This is a genomic window from Ochrobactrum sp. PL_is501 (assembly GCF_055816895.1).
Map to the genome: position 1 here is coordinate 19,577 of NZ_JBVPGR010000034.1, position 22,430 is coordinate 42,006.

Sequence of the window (22,430 nt, forward strand, 5' to 3'; positions counted from 1 at the left end):
TACACGAAATTTCAATCGCGCTTCCTGAAAGTCGATGCATCAATGGCAAGCTTTTGCAGGCGGGCATAGAGGCTTCGGCGCGGCAATCGCAACAGCTCGGCTGCGGCGCCAACGTCCCCGCTGAAACGATCCAGCGTCGCACGAATGACACTTTCCTCAAAACGATCCATCTGCTCCGACAATGAAGGCGGGTTGGGTTCCGCGATAGGATCGTGACGCAGTCCCAGCACGACTTGTTTGGCGTAGTTGCGCAACTCGCGGACATTTCCTGACCATTCGTCTGAATTGAGCTTTGCTTCCATCGCTGCATCGATGGGCGGTCGCGGTCGGCCAAACCGGGTTGCTGCTTCATCAAGAAAATAGGAGAAAAGCAAACCGATATCCTTCCGCCGCTCACGCAGCGGTGGAACACGGAGTCTCACCGTTTCAAGGCGATAGAACAGGTCCGAACGAAAGCGACCGGAGGCCACAGCTTCTTCCAGATTTCCCTTCGCAGCCGCGATGATCCTTAGATTCACTGCACGCGGCTCACCCGAAAGCGAGGGCAGTTCACGCTCTTCTACAACCCGGAGGAGCTTACCTTGAACAGCTGGCGACATGCTGTCTATCTCGTCAAGAAACAACGTGCCCCGGTCCGCATCAGCTATTCTTCCACGCTGGATGCGACTGCCGAACAGCACTTCGTCTGCTATTGCATCAGGCAAAGCCGCACAATCGATGGCTACGAAACCGCGTGCATGGCGCGCACTCCAGCGGTGCAAAAGGCGGGCCACCAGTTCCTTGCCTGTACCGGTTTCGCCTTCGATCAACACGTCGACATCGACGCTGGCAAGCTGGCGGGTCGTATCGCGCAACCGCATCATTACCGGCGTTTCGCCAAGCAAGGGATAATCCTGCTCGGCATCTGCCGCCGCCCGGCGGAGGCGACGATTTTCCAATACCAGCCGGCGCATTTCCAGTGCGCGGCGCACGCTCGATATGAGATGATCGGCGGCGAACGGCTTGGCGATAAAATCGAACGCACCCTTTTTGAGAGATGCCACGGCCATTCCAATGTCGCCGTGCCCGGTCATCAAAATGACCGGCAGTTCCGGGTCGCGTGCCAGCAATGCTTCCATCACCGCATGTCCATCGACGCGCGGCATGCGAATATCGGTCACGACGATCCCCGGATAATCGGGCGTCAGACTGCTCAAAGCCGACTGCCCGTCACCATACGCCTCGATATCGAGACCTGCGATCTCAAAAGAATCTGCCAGGGCCGTACGAAATGCCGCATCATCGTCGACCAGCATCACCCGCAAAGGCTCACTTTCCGTCACAGTGTCCCTCCTTCTTTGCCCGCTTCAAAGTGGCGGAAAAAGCCGCCCCGCCAAGCTGTGATGGAACGACATGCAATGTGCCTTCCATTTCAGTCATGAGGTCTCTTGCAATGCCCAGTCCCAGGCCAAGCCCATCCGCTTTTCCGGTTACAAAGGGGCTGAAGATCTCATCCGCCAACTCGGGCTCAATCCCCTTGCCATTATCGTCCACGACAAGGGAAATTTGGTCCCCTTCCTCCCGGATGCTGAATGCAACGTGAGGATTTTGGCTGGTCGCCACCGCATCCAATGCATTCTGCAACAGGTTTACCAGCACCTGCTCGGATCGGATGCGGCAGGCAAGTATCACCATGTCGGACCGCTCGGGTATATCCAGTCTGACATTGGCGTTCCGGAATTTGTCTCCCATCAGCAGCATTGTGCCATCCACCAGCTCGTTCAGCGGAAGTGGGCGAACAATACCGCTCCGGCGGCGGGCAAACCGACGCATTTCCTGCGTAATGATGCCTATACGAGCCGTGAGCTCCACGGACGTATTAAGGTTGCTGGCAACCTTGTCGAGCTTCCCGTTCGCCAGATGATGCTGCGCGTTTTCCGCAAGTGTCCGAATGGTCGCCACCGGCTGGTTGATTTCATGCACCAGCCCTGCGGTGATTGATCCAAGTGAGGCGAGCCGGTTCGCCTGGGCAAGCTCTTCCCGGGCATCGCGAAAGCGCTTGTCGGCCAGCTCCCGTTCCGCCATTTCTGCACTTAATGCCGCCGTGCGCTCCTCAACCGCACTTTCGAGCTCGTAGCGATAAGCCGCAGCACGCGCCGCGCGGCTTATCCGCCAATAAATGCTCCCGGCTAATATGACGAAAACGAGCACCGCCGCCACCGTCACCAGACGCGCAAGATCGTTTGCGGCGCGCAATGCTGGTCCCGTCGGTTCTATATGGACCAGTTTCAGCGCCGTTCCTGCAATAGGTTCATTGACAGCGATTGAATGCGCGCCTGAAGGCCCGATCATCATTCCTTCCGGTGCAAAGCGATAACTGCTCGGTTTCATATCCGCAGCATTGAACTGCCCGCTTTCAATGATCCGCGTGCGTTCTGTGGTTGATATCGGCTGAAACGAACGCAAATCTTCGAACTTATCCGTAGAGGCGAGTATGATGCCGCGGGGATCGACAACGAAGGTTTGCCCGGGATCGTTGGACCATGTCTGAACCAGCCTGTGAAACTCGAATTTTATCACGACCACACCGACAGGATCAGCCTCATCGCCAATACGCCGCGCCAAGAACAGACCAAAGCGCCCGCTCAAGTCGCCTATGGCATAATATTCAGCTGAGCCCGCCGCCATCGCGCCCTTGAAATAAGGGCGGAAATCATAATTACGTCCTACGAAACTCTCTGGTGTGTCGGCGTTCGAGGATGCGATAACAGTACCATCCCGCGCTATGACATAGATGATTGGTGACCCGATCTGATGAGCCACCAGCTCCAGTTTCTGATTGAGACGCTTGGTGGCATCCTGCGAGCCACCGGCGAGCACATCGCGCAGATCGCTGTATTCCTTCAAAACGACGGGCAGCAACCGGAACTTCGCCAGTTCGCTGTCGATCAGACGGGTCTGTTGACGCGCTATAAGCGTCGCATCCTCACGAAGACGATCAAACGCCCCGCGTTCAGCCCACAGCCCGGCGGAAAACCACACGCCAAGTGACAGCAAGAAAGCGAGGGCAACCAAAGTGAGCTTTGCGATCTTCGGCAGCGTCTTCATTTGTGCCGATTTATGCAAACATGAACGAAGAGTCACGCAAAATCTTGCACAGACTTTCCGGGAAATTATGACGAGAATTGGAAAACTTCATTTGATTTCAATTGTTTAAAATTTTTAGCCCTTCTATCTGGCGATGTTTCCTCCCCTGCAGCATGTTAACGCCACTTCGAAATAGGGAGTTTCGAAGGGAGGAATTTAGCCGTGACCAACTTCAACACAGCACCAACACCGCAATCAATTTCCGGGACCCCCCTTATCGACCGGATCGCTGATATTGCGTGTTCGAAGCTTAAGCGGAGCGCCGACTGAGAATATTCACCAGCGCCGTACAGCCCTTCTCTCACGATCTAAAAAAGAGTGCAGAGACGAGTTGAGGCGATGGAAAAACACCCCGAAACCGTTTCGCCGATCCGGTTTCCAAACAAAGGGTGAAATTCAAAAATCGAGAGATTTGAAGGAGCAACCATGGTCTCAATTACAAACGAACGGAGTGACGTGCGAAGCACCAACGGACGGCTGAAATCTATCATCGGCGGCTCGACCGGCAATCTGGTCGAATGGTTCGACTGGTATGTCTATGCAGCATTTGCGCTCTATTTTGCACCGCACTTCTTCCCGTCCGATAACCAGACCGCCCAGCTCATGAGCGCGGCCGCAGTCTTTGCAGTCGGTTTCGTCATGCGCCCTATCGGTGCTTGGATCATGGGCATTTATGCAGATCGCAAGGGCCGCAAGGCAGGGTTGGCGTTGTCTGTGACGCTGATGTGTGCAGGCTCGCTGATTATCGCACTAACGCCGGACTACCAGACCATTGGCCTTGCAGCCCCTGCCCTCCTCGTGCTCGCACGTTTGATGCAGGGCCTGTCGGTCGGCGGTGAATACGGCGCAAGCGCCACCTATCTCTCGGAGATGGCAGGCAAGGATCGTCGCGGCTTCTTCTCTTCCTTCCAGTATGTCACGCTCATTTCGGGACAGCTTCTCGCAATCCTGCTTCTGATCGTGCTTCAGTCGACCATGGAAACTTCGGCGCTGGAGTCCTGGGGCTGGCGAATTCCGTTCTTCATCGGCGCACTGCTCGCGGTTGTGGTGTTTTGGCTGCGTCGCGGCCTTGCGGAAACCGAGAGCTTCAAGAATGCAAAAGCCAAGGACGCACCAAAATCCGGTTTCTGGACGCTTATCAAGCACCATCCCAAGGAAACCGCTCTCGTCATGCTTCTGACCGCTGGCGGTACGCTCGCCTTCTACGCATATTCGATCTACATGCAGAAGTTTCTGGTGAACACCTCCGGGTTCAGCCGTGAAGTGGCAAGCCAGATCAACGCCGTCACATTGTTCGTCTTCATGTGTCTGCAGCCCGTCGCCGGCGCTTTGTCGGACAAGATCGGCCGCAAGCCGCTGATGATTGCTTTCGGCGCGGCCGGTGTTCTATTCACCTACCCGATCTTCACGACGCTCGAACAGACCCGCGACCCGATCACGGCCGGTTTGCTGGTCATGGGCGCACTGATCATCGTCACCGGCTACACTTCCATCAACGCTGTGGTGAAGGCGGAACTTTTCCCGGCCCACATTCGTGCACTCGGCGTGGCGCTGCCCTATGCGCTGGCCAATACCCTCTTCGGTGGGACTGCCGAATACGTTGCGCTGAGCTTCAAGAATGGCGGTTGGGAACGCGGCTTTTACTGGTATGTCACCGTCATGATCGGCATATCCCTGATTGTGTACCTGCGCATGCGCGATACCAGCAAGGACAGCATGATCAGGGAAGACTGATACAGCCTCCCAGGCAAAGAGATGCCGGGCCTTGCGCCCGGCATTTTTTATTCTTCCTGCTGTATGGTTCGAAACCGCCCCGGGCTTTGCCCCATCCATTTATGAAATGCGCGATAAAAGGCGCTCGGTTCACTGTATCCGAGTTCGGCGGCAACTTCCGCTACACTTAAGCGATTTTCCTGCAGAAGCCTTTCGGCAGTCACGAAGCGCAACTCATCCTTGATCGTGCCGAAACTTTGCCCCTCCCCCCGCAGCCTGCGCCGCAAGGTCGGTACAGACATGCCCAGCCCGGCTGCAAGTTCTTTGAAGGACGGCCAGTCTGCAATTGGCAAGGCACTCAGCTGCGCGCGCACCCTGGCTGACAGATCGTTATCGTGGCGATAACGGATCAAAATATTGGCTGGAGCCTCACGCAGAAAACTTTCCAGCGCCACATCGCTGCGAATGATCGGCAGCGACAGATAGGACGAAGAAAAAACCAGTCGCGTCACCGGCTGGTCGAACAGGACCGGCGCCCCGAAAAACTTATGATAGTCCTGCCGATGAACCGGCGCTGGACAAGCAAAATCAAGCGTCCGCAATGGAATGCGCCGTCCGATCAGCCAGCAGGCCATCCCCATCAGGATCAGCCAATAGGCACGATAGGCAAAGGCCGGTCGCGGGGGGCCTGCATCGGTCAGCACGATATGGGCCATACCGTCGCGAATGCGCAATTCGCCATGCGGATCATCCAGTACGACATTGAGAAACTGCAAGGCCCGTCGCAAGGCACGTTCTAGCGTGCCTGCATGCAATACGGCATGACAAAGAAGATTGAAGCTGCCGGGACGCATGGGCCTGGCCGCAAGGCCAAAGAATTCGTCATCGATAGTTTCGGCAATCAGCCACCACAGGCGACCGTATTCCACATTGGTTACAGGTTCGGTCACTGTTTCCGGAAGACCGATCTTTGCCATCAAGGGAGCTGTATCTATCCCCCGGATACGCACGCTTTCCAGCGCATCCTCAACAAAGCCCGGCGCAATATTATGGCGTTCCATGCGGGCTCCCATTGTAAAATCGATCACACATTAATGCATCTAATGTCATTGTTTGCAATGCCTAACGGATTAACCTCTAGGCATGGTTGGCCACGAGGAGGTGGCGGTCAGGGAGGTTGTACTGGATGACTGAAACGCCCGTTTCAGCGCGACTGGCGCGTTATGATGACGCCGTTGCGCAGTTTCGTATTGAAGATGCTATCGCAAAGCTTCACGGCAATCCTGAAACCGGCATCAATGCCTGTGTTGAATGCTGCGATCGGCATACTGGCGACAACCGGGTAGCTCTGCGCGCTATTGCAGCCAATGGCGAACTTTCCGAATTCACCTTCGAACAGTTGCGCGACATGGCCGCTCGTGTCGGCAACATGTTGAAAGATGCAGGTGTCGGCGCTGGCGATGTCGTCGCGGGTCTGTTGCCGCGCACGCCAGAACTCATCGCAACCATTCTCGGCGCGTGGCGTATCGGCGCTGTCTATCAGCCGCTTTTCACTGCCTTTGGCCCGAAAGCGATCGAACACCGACTGAAAACCAGCAGTGCAAAACTGGTCGTCACCAACACGGCCAATCGCGCCAAGCTTTCAGAAATCGAAAACTGCCCCAACGTCGCTACCGTCCTCGCAGCCGGTGAAAGCCTGCCAGCCGGTGACATCGATTTTCGCGAAGCGACTGCGTCCGCTTCGGTTGACTGCCCCCCGGTACTTCGTACTGGCAGCGATCTGTTCATGATGATGTCGACCTCGGGTACGGCTGGTCTTCCAAAAGGCGTGCCAGTCCCGCTTTATGCGCTGATGGCATTCGCCGCCTATATGCGCGATGCCATTGGTCTGCGTTCTGACGATGTTTTCTGGAATATTGCCGACCCGGGCTGGGCATATGGTCTTTATTATGCCGTGACCGGTCCATTACAGCTTGGCATGGCAACCACACTATATGAAGGCGGCTTTACGGCGGAAAGCACCTACGACATTATTGAGCGCCTCGGTGTTACGAGCCTTGCTGGATCGCCGACGGCTTTCCGGCTGCTGATGGCGGAAGGACCGGAAGCAGCCAAGCGCGTCAAAGGCCGATTGCGCGTCGTTTCGAGTGCTGGAGAACCACTTAACCCGGAGGTTATTCGCTGGTTCGATGCACATCTTGATGCACCTATTTATGATCATTACGGCCAGACCGAACTCGGCATGGTCGTGAACAATCATCATGGCCTAGAGCACGCCGTTCGACACGGTTCTGCTGGTTACGCCATGCCGGGTTATCGCATCGCGGTTCTGGACGAACAGAGCAATGAACTTGGCCCAAACCAGCCCGGCATTCTTGCCGTCGATATAGCAAAATCGCCGCTTCTCTGGTTTTCCGGTTATTACCGCCAAGAAACGCCAGCCATTGCGGGCGGTTACTATCGCACTGGAGACACCGTGGAATTCGAGCCGGATGGTTCCATCAGCTTCATCGGTCGTGCTGATGACGTTATAACATCTTCCGGTTATCGCATTGGACCATTCGACGTGGAAAGCGCCCTTCTCGAACATGCAGCCGTCAATGAAGCGGCCGTCGTGGGTGTACCGGATCCGCAACGAACGGAAATTGTGAAGGCATTCGTTATCCTTGCGCCTGGTTTCGAAGGTACGCAGGAACTGAAGGATGAGCTGGCATCACATGTAAAGAAACGGCTCTCCGCCCATGCCTATCCGCGTGAAATTGACTTTCTGAGCGAACTTCCCAAGACGCCAAGTGGAAAAATTCAACGGTTTCTCCTGCGCAAGGCAGAAATCGACAAACAGCAACAAACGAAGGCCTGAGGACAAGAATATGCAGATTAAGGATCAGGTATTTCTGATTACCGGCGCCGGTTCTGGCCTCGGTGCCGCGGTTGCGAAAATGGCTGTCGATGCAGGCAGCAAGGTCGTGCTTCTTGATGTGAATGCGGAAGCAGGAGATACCCAAGCCAAAGCACTTGGTGCGGCTGCAAAGTTTCACCGCACCGATGTTACCAGCGACGCGGATGGCAAAGCAGCTGTTGCCGCCGCACTTGAGGCTTTCGGGCGCGTCGATGTGCTCGTCAATTGTGCCGGTGTGGCGCCCGGCGAAAAGGTTCTCGGTCGCGACGGCGCGCATAAACTGGAAAGCTTCGCGCGCGCAATTTCGATCAATCTGATCGGTACGTTCAATATGCTGCGCCTTGCCGCCGAAGCCATGGCAAGGAACGAACCCGGTGAAGGTGGGGAGCGCGGCGTCATCATCAATACCGCCTCAGTTGCAGCCTTTGACGGCCAGATCGGCCAAGCTGCCTATTCCGCTTCCAAGGGGGGCGTTGCTGCAATGACGTTGCCGGTCGCCCGCGAACTTGCGCGTCACGGCATCCGCGTCGTGACCATTGCGCCCGGAATTTTTGCCACACCGATGATGGCCGGCATGCCGCAGGAAGTGCAGGATGCGCTCGGCGCCTCCGTGCCCTTCCCGCCGCGCCTTGGACGCCCGGAGGAATATGCGGCACTTGCCCGCCATATCGTGGAAAACCAGATGCTCAACGGTGAAGTCATCCGTTTGGACGGCGCACTGCGCATGGCAGCGAAATAAAGCAATTCCAGGAAAAGTGGAAACCGGTTTTCCATCCAGAATTGCATCCAGAAAGAACCAGCGAGGAACCATCATGTCCAACAGCGATCCTATTGTCATTGTCGGTGCTTCCCGTACTCCCATGGGCGGTTTTCAAGGCGATTTCGCCAATGCCCAGGCAATCGATCTTGGTGCCGCCGCCATTCGTGGCGCACTTGCAGGCGCGGGCCTTGCACCGGAAGCGGTCGAAGACGTCTATATGGGCTGCGTTCTGCCTGCCGGTCAGGGACAGGCTCCAGCGCGTCAGGCTTCGATCAAGGCCGGAATACCTGTTTCCACCGGCGCGACGACCGTCAACAAGATGTGCGGCTCGGGCATGAAGGCCACTATGCTGGCACATGATCTGCTATTGGCTGGCTCCGCCAATGTGATCGTTTCGGGCGGCATGGAAAGCATGACCAATTCCCCCTATTTGCTGCCCAAGGCGCGCGGCGGATATCGCATGGGGCATGGCCAGATTATCGACCATATGTTCCTCGACGGGCTGGAGGATGCCTATGAAAAAGGCCGACTGATGGGCACATTTGCCGAAGATTGCGCGGAAGCCTATCAGTTCACCCGTGAAGCCCAGGATGAATTCGCCATTGCCTCGCTGACGCGTGCGCAGAATGCTATCAAGGACGGTCTTTTCGCCGCCGAAATCACGCCCGTTACCGTAAGGACCGGGCGCAACGACGTTGAAGTTTCGATCGACGAACAACCCGGCAAGGCAAAGCTGGACAAGATTCCGACCCTTCGCCCGGCATTTCGCGAGGGTGGCACTGTGACGGCGGCCAACTCCTCCTCAATCTCGGATGGAGCGGCTGCACTCGTCCTCATGCGCGCATCAGAGGCGGAAAAGCGCGGACTTACGCCGCGTGCGGTTTTGGTCGGCCATGCAACCCATGCCGACAAGCCGAACCTTTATCCCACCGCTCCTATTGGGGCGATAAGCAAGCTTTCCGAGAAAATCGGCTGGAATCTCAGTGATGTCGATCTCTTTGAGATCAATGAAGCTTTTGCAGTCGTTGCCATGGCCGCCATGCGCGATCTCGATCTGCCGCACGACAAGGTCAATATTCATGGTGGCGCATGCGCGCTGGGCCATCCAATCGGCGCGTCGGGTGCCCGCATTCTTGTCACCTTGCTCTCGGCTCTTGAAACCCATGGATTGAAGCGCGGTGTAGCCGGCATTTGCCTTGGCGGTGGCGAAGCGACCGCTGTCGGCATAGAAAGGATCGTTTGATGCTCTTGAACGATACGCAGGAGCAGATTCGCGAGGCCGTCCGACAATTCGCACAGGAACGGCTTGCGCCGGGAGCTGCCATACGCGACAGGGAACACGCTTTTCCGCGCGCAGAACTCACCGAAATGGGAGAGCTTGGCTTTCTTGGAATGCTTGTGCCGGAAGAATGGGGCGGCTCCGATCTCGGGACGGTTGCCTATGCGCTGGCGCTGGAAGAGATAGCGGCTGGCGACGGAGCGTGTTCTACCATCGTGTCGGTCCATTCATCCGTTGGCTGTGCTCCGATCCTGCGTTTCGGCACCGAAGAGCAGAAACAGCGATTTCTGCCCAAGATGGCCTCTGGCGAATGGATCGGCGGGTTTGCATTGACGGAGCCGCAGGCAGGCTCGGATGCCTCCGCGCTCAAAACGCGTGCGCGCCGCGATGGTGATCATTATGTGATTGACGGCTCCAAACAGTTCATCACATCGGGCAAGAACGGCAACGTCGTGATTGTGTTTGCCGTTACCGATCCAACGGCAGGAAAGAAAGGCATTTCGGCTTTCATTGTGCCGACCGATACGCCGGGTTACGAGGTTGTTTCAGTCGAACACAAGCTGGGCCAGCATTCGTCCGATACATGTGCGCTCGCTTTCACCAACATGCGCATTCCAGCGGAAAATCGGCTGGGCGAAGAGGGTGAAGGCTACAAGATAGCACTTGCCAATCTGGAAGGCGGGCGCATCGGCATTGCTGCGCAATCAGTCGGCATGGCGCGCGCAGCGTTTGAAGCCGCATGTGCTTACGCCAAGGAACGCGTTACATTCGGCAAGCCAATCATCGAGCATCAGGCAGTCGCGTTCCGTCTCGCGGACATGGCAACAAAAATTGAGGCGGCCCGGCAGATGGTGCTGCATGCAGCTGCATTGCGTGAGGCAGGCAAACCCTGCTTGACGGAAGCCTCAATGGCCAAACTCGTCGCGTCCGAAATGGCCGAACAAGTCTGCTCCGCCGCCATCCAAATTCACGGCGGCTACGGTTATCTGGCTGACTATCCGGTTGAGCGCATTTATCGCGATGTTCGCGTCTGCCAGATCTATGAAGGCACCAGCGACGTACAGCGTCTCGTTATTGCGCGGGGATTGTGATCGTCCCCTGCAATAATGTTTGCAAGTCACAATGAAAATCGGCCAAAGACAGCGTGTGGATAAGCAAATATCCGCAGCAAAATGTGAGGTCCGATGACTGTTCGCCCGATTGTAAGCTATCCGGATAAACGACTGCGCACCGTAGCCGAACCTGTCACCCTGTTCGACAGCGCTTTGCAGGAACTGGGAAACGATCTCCTCGACACGATGTGGGCTGCGCCCGGCATCGGGATCACCGCGCCGCATATCGGTATCGCTAAGCGTCTCGTGGTTCTGGAACTACCTGAATCGGAGCCGAAATTCTACGTGAACCCTGAAATTACCTGGGCCTCAGACGATAAAATCCATCATCAGGAAGGCAGCGTTTCGATGCCCGGTGTTGTCGATGACGTCGAGCGCCACGCCCGTATCAAAATCCGCTATCAGGACCTTGATGGGAACGAACAAACCGAGGACTCGGATGGCTTGCTCGCCGTATGCCACCAGCACGAAATAGACCAGCTCGACGGTATTTTCTGGATACAGCGCCTTTCGCGATTGCGCCGCGACCGTCTCATCAAGCGTTATGAGAAATTGCAGCGCCAAAGATAATTGGCGCTGCGAATAAGCTCAATAGAGCAAACGGGCACGGATGGTGCCAGGAATTTCGCGAATGGCCTGCAAGACCGTTTCGCTGGCATCACCGACGCCGTCAGCTTCCATAACAAGATAACCCACCTCACCATCTGTCTGCAGAAACTGGCTGGCGATATTGATGTTATGTGTCGAGAAAACATTCACGAGGCTGTTGAGAATGCCCGGGCGGTTTTCATGCACGTGCATGAAACGCGTACCCGTCGGGCGCGGCGGCAACTGCACCTGCGGGAAGTTGACGGCGCCCAAGGTCGAGCCGACATCGGAATATTCGACCAGTTTGCGGGTGACTTCCGTGCCAATCCGTTCCTGAGCTTCTTCCGTCGATCCGCCGATATGCGGCGTCAGGATGACATTCTCCAGTCCCTGAATCGGCGAGACGAACTTGTCGTTGTTGGAAGCCGGCTCAACCGGGAAAACATCGATGGCGGCACCTGCGAGATGCCCCTCCTGCAGGACCTTTGCCAGCGCTTCCAGATCGACAACCGTACCGCGCGCATTATTGATGAGGAAAGCGCCTTTCTTCATCTTGCGCAGTTTTGCTTCTGTAATGAGCTTTGAAGTCGACTTGTTGGACGGCACGTGCAAGCTGACAACGTCCGAAGTCTTGAGCAATTCATCAAGGCTCGCAGCCGGTTTGACATTGCCATATTGCAGCTTGTCGGAAGTGTCGAAATAGCGGACCGTCATGCCGAGGCTCTCGGCCAGATTGCCGACCTGCGAACCGATGTTGCCGTAGCCGACAATACCGAGCGTCTTGCCGCGCACTTCGCGGCTGCCAGTTGCCGTCTTGTCCCAACCGCCTGCATGGGCCGATACGGAACGCGGGAAAATACGGCGCATCAGCATGATGATTTCGCCAATCACCAGTTCCGCCACCGAGCGGGTGTTCGAAAATGGCGCATTGAAGACCGGAATACCACGCTTGCGTGCGGCTTTCAGTTCAACCTGGTTGGTCCCGACCGAAAAGCAACCGACCGCGATCAAACGGTTAGCCGCAGCAAAGATTTCTTCGGTCAACTGCGTCCGGGAGCGAATACCGACAATATGTGCTGACGAAATTGCTTCGATCAGGTCAGCCTTATCCAGCGCCTTCGGCAGATGCGTGACATTGGTGTAACCGGAGGCCTTGAAGTAATCGACCGCCGTTTGGCTGATGCCTTCCAGCAGAAGAACATTGATGCGGTCGCGTGCGAGGGAGAGACGTTCGGTCATTTGGGGATTTCCAGGCTGTAACAGCAAATAGTCGGTTTACGACATGAATGAACGCAAAGCCGTCGTCAACAGGACGAACTGAAAGATTTTATCCCGATTGCAGATTCACGAAGAAAGTGAACGAAGCAACGTCTTTTCAGAACACCGCAGCCGCCTATCTGACTACGATGGCAAATAACAAGCTCGCATGTGAATCACTGGTCAACCGACCCAAGTATATCTTCAACAATTGCAACCGGAGGACCGTTCCCATGAGTGAAACGATCACCCTCGACACACATGAAGCCATTCGGGACTGGGTGGCCGCTCGCAACGGGAATCCGGCTTTTATCAACACCTCCACAGACCCCGATGCTGCTCCGGTCCTGCGAATTGTATTTGAGCCGGAATTTGTTGCTGACGTCGAACGGCCATTGGACGCTGGCGGGCTTGAAATCGTAGAGTGGGAAGACTGGTTTCGCGTTTTCGATCAGGAAAAACTGACCATGCTGGTAGCTCACTCGAAACCGGGAAAACTTGATAGTTTCTACCAAATCCTCCCGGCTTGACCGCTATTCAAGCAATTGCCTCACATCAGGGAGCTGAGTTTAAGCCAGCCCCCTGAATCGCCCAATCAGTTCTTCAGCGTCTTGCCGATGGTTTCCGCAACCAGCGCCAGTGAAATGGCGCCGGCATCGGGATGGCCGATGCTCTTTTCCGCCAGCGGTCTTGCCCGACCGAGTTTCGGAACAAGCGGTGCTGTCGCTTCGGCTGCTGCCTTCGCTGCCGCCGCAGCTTTATTCCATGCGTCGGCCAGCGGCACACCTGATGCAAATTCGCTTTCGAGAGTTTCCACAAAAGGCACGAAAGCATCGACCAATGTCTTGTCACCGGGTTTCGCCCCACCAAGACTTGTCACGGCATCAAGCGCGCGCCTGCCGCCGCAAACGACTGCACCATCATCGATGCTGCCATTGTCGGACAGTTCTGCGCTCCATGAGCGCAGCAGAAGTCCCCATAGCGCTCCGGACGTTCCTCCAGCCCGGTCCGCCCATGCATCACCCGCAACAGCCAACACACTTGCAGCCCCGGCTCCAGCCTTGACCGCATGATCGGCGGCATCTTTTGCAGCAGCGGAACCACGCCGCATACCCTGACCGTGATCGCCGTCGCCCGCATAGGCATCGATGCGCCCAAGCTCTTCTTCGGCCTCGACCAGCGTGTCAGCGACAGCGTTCAGAATGCCCTGAACACACAAACCGCCTGCGCGGCCTGCTTCATCCGCTTGAGCAACATCAGGAACTGCGTCCTCATTGGTAACGAGATCGTCCGCAGGCTCGACTGCAATTGCTTCCCCGCGCCGCAGAACCGGCGTATCGCAAGCAGCCGTCCAGTAGCGCTCCAGTTCGTCATCAAGCCATAGAAGGGTCAACGAACAGCCTTGCATATCAAGGCTGGTAACAAATTCGCCCGCCTCCGGAGCTACGATATCAAGCCCGGCATTTTCCAGAAGCGACGCAATCGCCGTCCACAAAACAAACAGTTCTTCGTATTTGGTCGCGCCGAGGCCGTTCAGGACAACGCCGACTTTTTGCGTTCCTTTGGGGCGTTCCGCCAGTAGCTTCTCCACCAGCAGGCTCGCCAGACCGGAGGCAGGCAGGATCGCCTCTTCCTTGATCCCCGGTTCACCATGAATGCCGAGACCCAGAGCCATCTGACCTTCCGGTACGGTAAAGAGTGGGCGTGGAGCGCCGGGCAAGGTGCAGCCTTTGAAAGCAACGCCGAAAGACACGGTGTTCGCATTCGCGTGACGTGAAAGCCGTTCAACCTCGTCCAGCGACAGACCGGCCTCAGCAGCGGCACCTGCAATCTTGAACACAACCAGATCACCAGCGATACCGCGCCGTTTCTCGTGCATATCCGCCGGGGCACTGGCCACGTCATCGGTCACGGGAACGATGCGTACGTCGACCCCCTCGGCACGCAGGCGCTCAGCAGCAACGCCGAAATTGAGAACATCGCCTGCATAATTGCCAAAGCCCAGAAGAATACCACCGCCCCTATGCGCTTGGCGGCACACGCGGGCCACTGCCGCTGTGGACGGTGAGGCGAATACGTCACCAGCAACAGCGGCGTCCGCAAGGCCCGGCCCCACATACCCCGCAAACGCCGGATAATGACCGGAGCCGCCTCCCACGACCACAGCAACCTTGCCTTGAGGCACCTTTGTCGAGCGAACAACGCCACCACGCACGTGACGAACATAGCGCCTATAGAGACTGGCAAACCCGGCAAGAGCGGTCGAGGCAAACTCTTCCGGCGCATCGAAAATCGTCGTCATTGAAACAGTCCTTGGTCTGGGTCATCGCCGCTAGGCGGAATGCGGTGCGAGTAGTCACGATTTGTAGCCGAAACGGAAAGCCCTCCGCCACCATAATGTCGCATAAAATGGGCTGGCGAAACTGCGGTCCAGCGCCATGCTGATATTCGCCGCTCTCAGCCAGATTACCGTTTGATCCAAAACATCAGATGAGGTCTACCTCAACCGAGCCGGATCGCGTTATAACCGGAACGGGCTCACTTGTGGTTATCTCATGCATCGGTACGGACTATGGAACTGAAATGGCTTGAAGATTTCGTCAGTCTCGCCGAGCACAGGAGCTACTCCCGCGCGGCTGGAGACCGCAATATTACGCAATCTGCGCTCAGCAAACGCATCAAGCAGCTTGAAGACTGGGTTGGCCTCCCACTGGTTGACCGCTCGTCAAATCCGATAGGCCTGACAAAGGCGGGAGAAAGTTTTCTTCCGCGAGCCCAGGATGCCCTCGAAGTGCTGCTCAGCGCCCGCAAGAGTGTCAGTGACGGCTATAGTGCCACTTGGGAAATCATTTCCTTCGCAACTCTAAATACGTTGTCGCTCACCTTCTTCCCGCGTTGGATGGCCCGGATCGAAGCCTCCGGCGCTTCGTTCCGCACCCGTTTTGCCGATCCACATTCATCGTTCGTCGGCAATATTTCGACGCTCGTCAGCGGGCATTGCGACTTCTTTCTAACCTATGCGCATCCGGCCGTTCCCCAGATGGACGATCTTGGAAGTTATCCGTTTCTGCCGTTGGGAACCGAGACGGTCATTCCGGTATCCGCCCCCACACCGCAGGGGCTGGCGCTGCACAATCTCAAGGACAAATCACGGCCTACAGACTTCCTCAGCTACCGTGGAAATTCGTTCTTTTCCCTTGCCTTGCCCTGGCTGTTCGAAAAGCACGGTTTTCAATTGAATACCGTTTACGAAAACGGAATGTCTGTTGCGTTGAAGGCAATGGCAGTCTCGGGCTACGGGGTGGCATGGCTGCCGGCGAGCCTCGTCGACGATGAAATGAAGCGCGGCGTTCTGGTACGGGCAGGCGAAACGAATACCGACCTGTTGATTGATATTCGCGTTTATCGAACGCCCCAGTTCAGAAACAAGCAGGCGGAGCTTTTCTGGCGACGTGCCTCGCTGCTGGTTTCCCAGAAAAGCGGGCACGCTGCCGAAAACCCCGCGCGGGAGCCGGGCTGAACGGCTCACCCCAGCGGAAAGAGCGCGGCTACGGCTTTTAGGTCGGAGACACCGTCAAGGCGCTGCAAGTCCGCATAGATCTGGCTTGCGGCGGGAAGCGCCGAGCAGCAGTCAAGGAACTTGCGCATGCGATCGTCTGCGCTGAATGGTTGTTGCAAAGTGCCGACGGCAAAGCCGCGCGATGTACGCAGCACGCGACCGTCCTTCAGCGTGACGGTGGCGACATGCGGTAGTTTTTCCGCCGATGCCCGTTCCTCCTCCTCCGGATAGCTGCGCATGACGACAACGCCGGAAAGCGGGTCGCCCGCGAAAGCCTGAACCGCCTGCGGCGTGAAATCCGCCAGCGCGAGATACCCTTGTCGCAGGGCGCGAGCCACGCAATATTGCATGGAGAAGCGTGCCTGCATCTGATCGGTCGGCTGCGTATAGGCGAGATTGCGATAGTTCGCGATCCCGACCAGCGCATCGACTGCTGCAACATCGTCTGCGGCGAATTTGTGCTCGGCTTGCAGATCAAGCAACCCGTCGACGATCATATGCGTGGAGCCACAACAGGGATGCCGTTTCGGCATCACGCCTGTCGTTTCAATCACATGCGGTTTGTCGGTGAGGATTTCTTCTATGTTCCAGCCGAGACGCGGATCACCCGCGAACAGTTCTCGAATGCCCTGCTCGCCTTCCAGAATGTCCGGTCGAGCCTGCATTCCCGCCTTTGCGAGCAAGGCAGCCTCAACAGCGTTGCGCGCCGCCATACCGGCATGGAACGGCTTGATCAGCGTACCAAACTGGCCCTTGGTGCCGGAAGCGAAGCTGGCTGCAATGGTAATCGCCTGTGCCGTCGCCATAATGTCGAGCCCAAGCATATGGGCGGTAGCAACAGCTGTGCCTATACTGCCCACCGTCGAGGTGCCATGCCAGCCAGCCGTATAATGGGCCTGCCCCAGTCCTTCGCCCACAAGCGCCTGTGCCTGTAAGCCCGCCAGATAGGCATCAATCAGGCGAGCGCCCGTCGTCTTGTCCAGTTCGGCAAGAGCCATGATTGCGGGTACAATGACCGCCGAGGCGTGGCTCATACCCGGCAGGAAATTATCATCGAAGTCGAGCGCATGCGCCGCGGTGCCGTTGACGAGTGCCGCAAGCATCGGGCTGGCCTTGCCTCCGGTGATCAGCGGCGCATCGCCGCCCATGTTGTGACCGGCAAAAGCCATGGCCACGCTCTGTGTGCTGTCATCGTCGCGGCCTGCCACCATGCAGGCCAGAGTGTCCAGAATGGCATCGCGTGCCAGTTCACGCGCTTTGTCGCTCGTTGCAGGCCTCGCGCATGCCGAAGCGATCGCGGTTGCGACGGTCATCTCCTCTCGCAGCATGGGGTCACCCTTTAAATGCATCGAGAATGAGCTTGAGGAGACGCCCGAACTTGTGCCGGTTCAACTGGCGTCCGGCGATGTCCGTGTCCACACGATGCACGATCACCATGTCGAGCGCAGGCAGCACAATGCAGAAATGACCGCCGGCGCCAAAGCCCGCATAACTGCCTTTCGGCGTCACCACGCCGGGAAAAAACACACCATCCCGCTCCAGCCACCACATATACCCATAAGCTCCCCGCGCACCGGCGTGGGAATACGGCATGACACATTCCCGCACCCAGCCATCCGGCAATATGGCTTCGCCATTCCAGCGTCCGTCGCGCAGATAAAGCTGGCTAAAACGCGCCAGATCGCGGGTTGAGAGGCGAAACGGATAGGCGGCGTGCCGGCTCTCTGTAAAGCGATCGTGCCAGCCGTCCGGCTTGTCGCCGCCAAGTGCGAAATCTTCAAGCCCAAGCGGCTTTGCGATGCGTTCGTCAAAAGCCTGATGCACGGATTTGCCGGTCAACTGCTCGAAAATGGTGCCAAGCGCGTTGAAATCCCAGTTGTTGTAGCACCAGAAGGTGCCTGGCGCATGGGAATGGCGTTTCTCCTTGATCATCCGCATCCATGGCGTCTCGTAGCCTGCCGGATGGTAGATGCCCGAACGCGCAGTCAGAAGATCGTAGACCGTCGCCTGTCTTTCGACGTCGCTCAAGCCTTCATTATCGTCAATACCGAGCTGTTCCAGCGTCAGGCTGAGATCAATGGTGCCGTCGGCCACATCTTGGCCCATCAGCGCGGCAAGGATGCTCTTGCGAATGGAGTGGCAAAGATATTTATGCGTGATGTCGCCATATGTATGGACGATCTTGTTGCCCTGGACGATCATCAGGGCATCGGTTTCCTGCCCGTCCGCGCAGGCGTCAACGGCACGAAGTCCGGCTTCCGACCAGCCCGCCGCAGCGGGGCTCTTCAGACGCTCCCATTCCTGTCCCGGATTGGCCACTGCATGATAGTTCATACCCGTATTTCCCTAGTCTGATTATGTGCGACGGCTTCCACGCTGGCTTGCAGGAATTCCTGCGTATATTCAGCCTTGGCGCGCGAATGACGCAGATCGTCCGCCGTCAATTCTTCCAGAATGATGCCCTTGTGCATGACACCCACACGCTCGCAGATATGCGCCACCACCGCGAGATCGTGCGAAACCATGAGGTAGGTGAGATTGCGCTCGCGGCGCAGCACCTTGAGCAGATTGAGAATTTCCGCCTGCACGGAAACGTCGAGCGCGGAAGTCGGTTCATCGAGAAGCAGCACATCCGGCTCGATGATCAAGGCACGCGCTATGGCGACGCGCTGGCGCTGGCCGCCAGACAGTTCATGCGGATAGCGATAGAGGAAACTCGGGCCGAGCCCGACCGCCTGCAATATGTCGCGAATACGCTCGTCCCTGCGATCCATGCCGTGAATGGCAAGCGATTCCGCCAGCACCTTGTGCACCTGCTTGCGCGGATGCAGCGATGCATAAGGATCCTGAAACACCATCTGCACGCGGCGGAAAAATGCCTTGTCGCGCCCGCCGCCCATCTTCTGTCCATCAAAGACGAAATTGCCTTGATAATCCGGGATGAGACCGGCCAAAGCGCGCAGGATCGTGGATTTACCGCAACCGGATTCACCGATCAGACCGTAAGCTCCGCCGCGTTCGATATGAAACTTCACCTTCCTGACGACGGTGGCGCGCTTGCGTCCTTTGCCGAAGCTGATGGAGAGATCCGAAACATCCACGAATGGGGAATTGGCTGCCTGTGTCATGCGTTTTCTCCCACCAGCGTCGGCTCGGTCAGCCAGCTTTTGTCGCGTTCGGGCACCTTGAGCATATCGACCGGATGGTCGAGCCGCGGAAGGCTGGCCAGCAGCGCCTGTGTATAGGGGTGGCGCGCTTTATGCAGATCCTTCGCGGGCAGGTCTTCCATGATGCGCCCCGCATACATGACCAGCACCCGGTCGCAGAAATCCGCCACCAGATTGAGATCGTGGCTGATGAACATCAGCCCGGTGCCCGAACGGCTGACCAGTTCGTCGAGCACGGTCAGAACTTGGCGCCGTACCGTCACATCGAGCGCGGAAGTCGGTTCGTCGGCAATGATCATGTCCGGTTCGGGGATCAGCATCATGGCGATCATCACACGCTGGCCCATGCCGCCGGAAATCTCGTGCGGGAACAGACGCATGACACGTTCGGGATCGCGAATATGCACAGCCTCCAGCATGGCAAGCGTTTTCTGCCGTGCTTCCGCCGGTTTCACCCGATGGTGCAGACGATAGGCTTCCATGATCTGATCGCCGATACGGATCAGCGGGTTGAGTGAATATTTCGGGTCTTGAAGGATCATCGAAATCCGGTTGCCGCGCACACTGCGCATCTGGCGCTCGCTGGCCGACAGCAGGTCAATCTCGCCGAAACGCAAAGTCCTAGCGCGGATCTGTGCCGCCTTTGGCGTCAGCTTGAGGATCGAGCGCCCGGTCATCGATTTGCCGGAGCCGGATTCGCCTACGATGCCGACCTTTTCGCGTCCGATGGAAAAGCTGATGCCGCGAACGACATCGATGCTGCGGTCCGTACCGGGAAACGACACCCACAGATCGTCGACTTCAAGCAATGGTTTTGTCATTGATCTTATCCGTTTCTGGGGTCGAGGACGTCACGCAAGCCGTCGCCGAACAGGTTGAAGGCAAGGCTCGCCAGCAGGATCGCGGTGCCTGGCACAGCGGCAAGCCACCACGAGGTCATCATGAATTCGCGACCGCTGGAAAGCATCGCTCCCCATTCCGGGCTTGGCGGCTGCGCGCCAAGTCCGAGAAAACCAAGACCGGCGGCGGTGAGAATGATCGACGACATGTTGAGCGTGATGCGGATCACCACAGAGGGGATGCACATCGGCACGACATGTTTCGCAATCACCCGCATGGTGGAAGCCCCTTGCAGGCGAATAGCGGCCACATAATCGGATGAGCGAATGGTCAATGTTTCGGCACGAGCAAGGCGTGCGATCGGCGGCCATGCGGCGAGTGAAATGGCAATGACTGCGTTCTCGATGCCCGGCCCGAGCGCTGCGGCAAAGGCCAGTGCCAGCACGAGACTGGGAAAGGCAAGGAAAATATCGACAATGCGCATCAGCGCCGTATCAACCCAGCCGCCCATATAGCCCGCAGTCGTACCGACGACGAGACCAATGGGGGCCGCGATGATGGCGGTCAGCGTCACGATATAAAGTGTGATGCGCGAGCCATAAACAAGGCGGCTGAAAATATCGCGCCCCAGTTCGTCCGTACCGAAAAAATGTTCCCATGACGGCGGTTGCAGCCGATTGGCGAGATTATTGGCGCCGATATCGTGCGTGGCGATGAGGGGCGCAAAAATGGCCACCAACACCAGAAGCACGATCACTGCCAGACCGAAGACGGCAGATGTGTTGGCCATCAGCTTGAACCAGGAGCGGCGCAACTGCTGTATATTGGCCTGAAAGGCAGACGTGGGTACGGGGGCGGTCAGCCAGTCCCGCAGGGAACCGGAAGCTTGCGCCGGCGATGTGCTGGTGTGCGTGCTCATCGGCTGTTTCCTATCGTGTGCGGGGATCGAAAACGCGATACAGAAGATCGCTGATCAGATTGATGCCGACGAACAGAATGCCGACGATAAGCGTGCAGCCGACCACCGCGTTCATGTCGCCCGCCAGAAGCGCATTGGTGAGGTAGCGCCCGAAGCCCGGCCATGCGAACACCGTTTCGGTCAGCACCGCGCCTTCCAGCAGGAACGCATAGGATAGCGCCACGACCGTCACGACCTGAACCGCGACATTACGGAAAGCATGGCCCCAGACGGTGCGCGCCCAGGACAGTCCTTTGACGCGAGCGGTGATGATATATTCCTGATTGAGCTGCTCGATCATGAAGCCGCGCGTCATGCGGCTGATATAGGCCATCGAACCGAATGCGAGGATCAGCGCGGGCATGATGATATGGCTTACCGCGTTCCAGAACGCATCCCACTGGCCCTGCATCGCGCTGTCGAGAAGCAGAAAACCGGTGGTGGGTTCAACGGAATATTCATAGATAAAATCGATCCGGCCCGGCCCACCGATCCAGCCGAGTGTGGCGTAGAAAATCAGCAGAGCCATCAGGCCCAGCCAGAAATTCGGCGTAGAATAACCGAGCAGACTAACCATGCGCACGGCATGGTCCAGCGACGAATTGCGATACATGGCTGAGAAAACGCCGAGCGGAATGCCGAGCGTGGTGCCGATGACGATGGCTACAGTCGCAAGTTCAATGGTGGCGGGAAAAACGCGACCGATATCCTCCAGCACCGGACGGCCGGAAGTCAGTGCGTTGCCGAAATCGAACAGCAGCGCGTTCTTAAGATACAGGCCGTATTGTACGATCAACGGCTGGTCGAGCCCCAGCTTGCGATACATCGTGTCATAGGCTTCCTGGGAAACATTGTCTCCCAGCATGGCAATGACCGGATCGAGCGGCAAAAGACGGCTGATGAAAAAGGTCAGCGTGACCAGTCCCAGAAGCGTAATTGCCACTGAAACGATCAGACGCGCGGTGGCGGCGAGAAACAGAAGCACAGGTCCGGCTTCCCCATTACGGTCGGCCTCCTCCACATCTTCCATGATTTCGTGCGTCGTCATCTGCAAATTCCCGGAAAGAGAAAAACGGGATGCCGGGCCAAAGTAGCGAAGCAAGCGGCCATATGGTCATCCGTCGAAACAGGTCCCGGCAGCTTCGAGGGAAGCCACCGGGAGTACCATTCTC

Annotated in this window: 19 protein-coding genes; 8 read left to right on the plus strand and 11 right to left on the minus strand. The window is 57.3% G+C overall.

The genetic code is table 11. The features are described 5' to 3' along the window. Positions 1-11: 11 nt before the first annotated feature. Positions 12-1,322, minus strand: coding sequence for a sigma-54-dependent transcriptional regulator (locus tag AC0TOF_RS10150; RefSeq protein ID WP_473768137.1), 1,311 nt, complete (start codon positions 1,320-1,322; stop codon positions 12-14). Beyond that, a complete protein-coding gene (locus tag AC0TOF_RS10155) occupies positions 1,309-3,087 on the minus strand; it encodes a sensor histidine kinase (protein WP_473768138.1) in 1,779 nt (592 codons plus the stop codon). Before AC0TOF_RS10155 ends, AC0TOF_RS10150 begins: the two co-directional genes overlap by 14 nt. 465 nt (positions 3,088-3,552) lie before the next feature. Between AC0TOF_RS10155 and AC0TOF_RS10160 the strand changes: the two genes are divergently transcribed. Beyond that, positions 3,553-4,860 (plus strand): MFS transporter, encoded by a 1,308-nt coding sequence (locus tag AC0TOF_RS10160; protein ID WP_122001029.1) that lies wholly within the window; start codon positions 3,553-3,555, stop codon positions 4,858-4,860. Between the two features lie 47 nt (positions 4,861-4,907). Here AC0TOF_RS10160 and AC0TOF_RS10165 read toward each other — a convergent pair whose 3' ends face one another. After that, positions 4,908-5,900: an AraC family transcriptional regulator gene (locus AC0TOF_RS10165; protein WP_473768139.1), complete on the minus strand. Its 993-nt coding sequence runs from the start codon at positions 5,898-5,900 to the stop codon at positions 4,908-4,910. 125 nt (positions 5,901-6,025) lie between these two features. Between AC0TOF_RS10165 and AC0TOF_RS10170 the strand changes: the two genes are divergently transcribed. The 5 genes from AC0TOF_RS10170 to AC0TOF_RS10190 all read left to right on the plus strand — a co-directional run bounded on the left by AC0TOF_RS10170 (position 6,026) and on the right by AC0TOF_RS10190 (position 11,459). Next, entirely contained in the window at positions 6,026-7,699 is a 1,674-nt protein-coding gene (locus AC0TOF_RS10170) for an acyl-CoA synthetase (RefSeq protein WP_473768140.1), read from the plus strand. A gap of 10 nt (positions 7,700-7,709) precedes the next feature. Beyond that, the gene (locus AC0TOF_RS10175) at positions 7,710-8,477 is read left to right on the plus strand and encodes a 3-hydroxyacyl-CoA dehydrogenase (protein WP_473768141.1); all 768 of its coding nucleotides are present in this window, start codon (positions 7,710-7,712) and stop codon (positions 8,475-8,477) included. A 73-nt stretch (positions 8,478-8,550) separates the two neighbouring features. Next, complete coding sequence (locus tag AC0TOF_RS10180; protein ID WP_473768142.1) at positions 8,551-9,741, plus strand: acetyl-CoA C-acyltransferase; 1,191 nt, start codon at positions 8,551-8,553, stop codon at positions 9,739-9,741. Beyond that, positions 9,741-10,868 carry an acyl-CoA dehydrogenase family protein gene (locus tag AC0TOF_RS10185; protein WP_473768143.1) on the plus strand — a complete coding sequence of 376 codons (1,128 nt, stop codon included), beginning with the start codon at positions 9,741-9,743 and terminating at the stop codon, positions 10,866-10,868. Before AC0TOF_RS10180 ends, AC0TOF_RS10185 begins: the two co-directional genes overlap by 1 nt. A gap of 93 nt (positions 10,869-10,961) precedes the next feature. Beyond that, positions 10,962-11,459, plus strand: coding sequence for a peptide deformylase (locus AC0TOF_RS10190; RefSeq protein ID WP_473768144.1), 498 nt, complete (start codon positions 10,962-10,964; stop codon positions 11,457-11,459). Between the two features lie 18 nt (positions 11,460-11,477). Here the strand turns inward: AC0TOF_RS10190 and serA are convergent, their stop codons facing one another. Further along, the gene (gene serA, locus AC0TOF_RS10195; RefSeq protein WP_122001035.1) at positions 11,478-12,716 is read right to left on the minus strand and encodes a phosphoglycerate dehydrogenase; all 1,239 of its coding nucleotides are present in this window, start codon (positions 12,714-12,716) and stop codon (positions 11,478-11,480) included. 251 nt (positions 12,717-12,967) lie between these two features. Here serA and AC0TOF_RS10200 point away from each other — a divergent pair, with 251 nt between their 5' ends. Next, positions 12,968-13,264: a hypothetical protein gene (locus AC0TOF_RS10200; RefSeq protein ID WP_473768145.1), complete on the plus strand. Its 297-nt coding sequence runs from the start codon at positions 12,968-12,970 to the stop codon at positions 13,262-13,264. Positions 13,265-13,329: 65 nt separating this feature from the next. On the opposite strand, the gene AC0TOF_RS10205 is transcribed toward AC0TOF_RS10200, so the two are convergent. After that, complete coding sequence (locus tag AC0TOF_RS10205; RefSeq protein ID WP_473768146.1) at positions 13,330-15,036, minus strand: dihydroxyacetone kinase family protein; 1,707 nt, start codon at positions 15,034-15,036, stop codon at positions 13,330-13,332. A gap of 270 nt (positions 15,037-15,306) precedes the next feature. On the opposite strand from AC0TOF_RS10205, the gene AC0TOF_RS10210 reads away from it, so the two are divergent. After that, positions 15,307-16,254, plus strand: coding sequence for a LysR family transcriptional regulator (locus AC0TOF_RS10210; protein ID WP_473768147.1), 948 nt, complete (start codon positions 15,307-15,309; stop codon positions 16,252-16,254). Between the two features lie 5 nt (positions 16,255-16,259). On the opposite strand, the gene AC0TOF_RS10215 is transcribed toward AC0TOF_RS10210, so the two are convergent. The 6 genes from AC0TOF_RS10215 to AC0TOF_RS10240 are packed head-to-tail and all read right to left on the minus strand — an operon-like array spanning position 16,260 to position 22,306. After that, positions 16,260-17,606, minus strand: a complete 1,347-nt coding sequence (locus tag AC0TOF_RS10215) for an MmgE/PrpD family protein (protein ID WP_473768148.1) — start codon at positions 17,604-17,606, stop codon at positions 16,260-16,262. A gap of 19 nt (positions 17,607-17,625) precedes the next feature. Further along, positions 17,626-18,627 (minus strand): serine hydrolase domain-containing protein, encoded by a 1,002-nt coding sequence (locus tag AC0TOF_RS10220; protein ID WP_473768149.1) that lies wholly within the window; start codon positions 18,625-18,627, stop codon positions 17,626-17,628. Next, positions 18,624-19,421, minus strand: coding sequence for an ABC transporter ATP-binding protein (locus AC0TOF_RS10225; RefSeq protein WP_473768150.1), 798 nt, complete (start codon positions 19,419-19,421; stop codon positions 18,624-18,626). Before AC0TOF_RS10225 ends, AC0TOF_RS10220 begins: the two co-directional genes overlap by 4 nt. Beyond that, positions 19,418-20,281: an ABC transporter ATP-binding protein gene (locus AC0TOF_RS10230; protein WP_473768151.1), complete on the minus strand. Its 864-nt coding sequence runs from the start codon at positions 20,279-20,281 to the stop codon at positions 19,418-19,420. The genes AC0TOF_RS10225 and AC0TOF_RS10230 overlap by 4 nt, the downstream gene beginning before the upstream one ends. Positions 20,282-20,286: 5 nt before the next feature. Then, a complete protein-coding gene (gene nikC, locus AC0TOF_RS10235) occupies positions 20,287-21,219 on the minus strand; it encodes a nickel transporter permease (protein ID WP_473768152.1) in 933 nt (310 codons plus the stop codon). 10 nt (positions 21,220-21,229) lie between these two features. After that, complete coding sequence (locus AC0TOF_RS10240) at positions 21,230-22,306, minus strand: ABC transporter permease (RefSeq protein WP_473768153.1); 1,077 nt, start codon at positions 22,304-22,306, stop codon at positions 21,230-21,232. Positions 22,307-22,430: the final 124 nt, after the last annotated feature.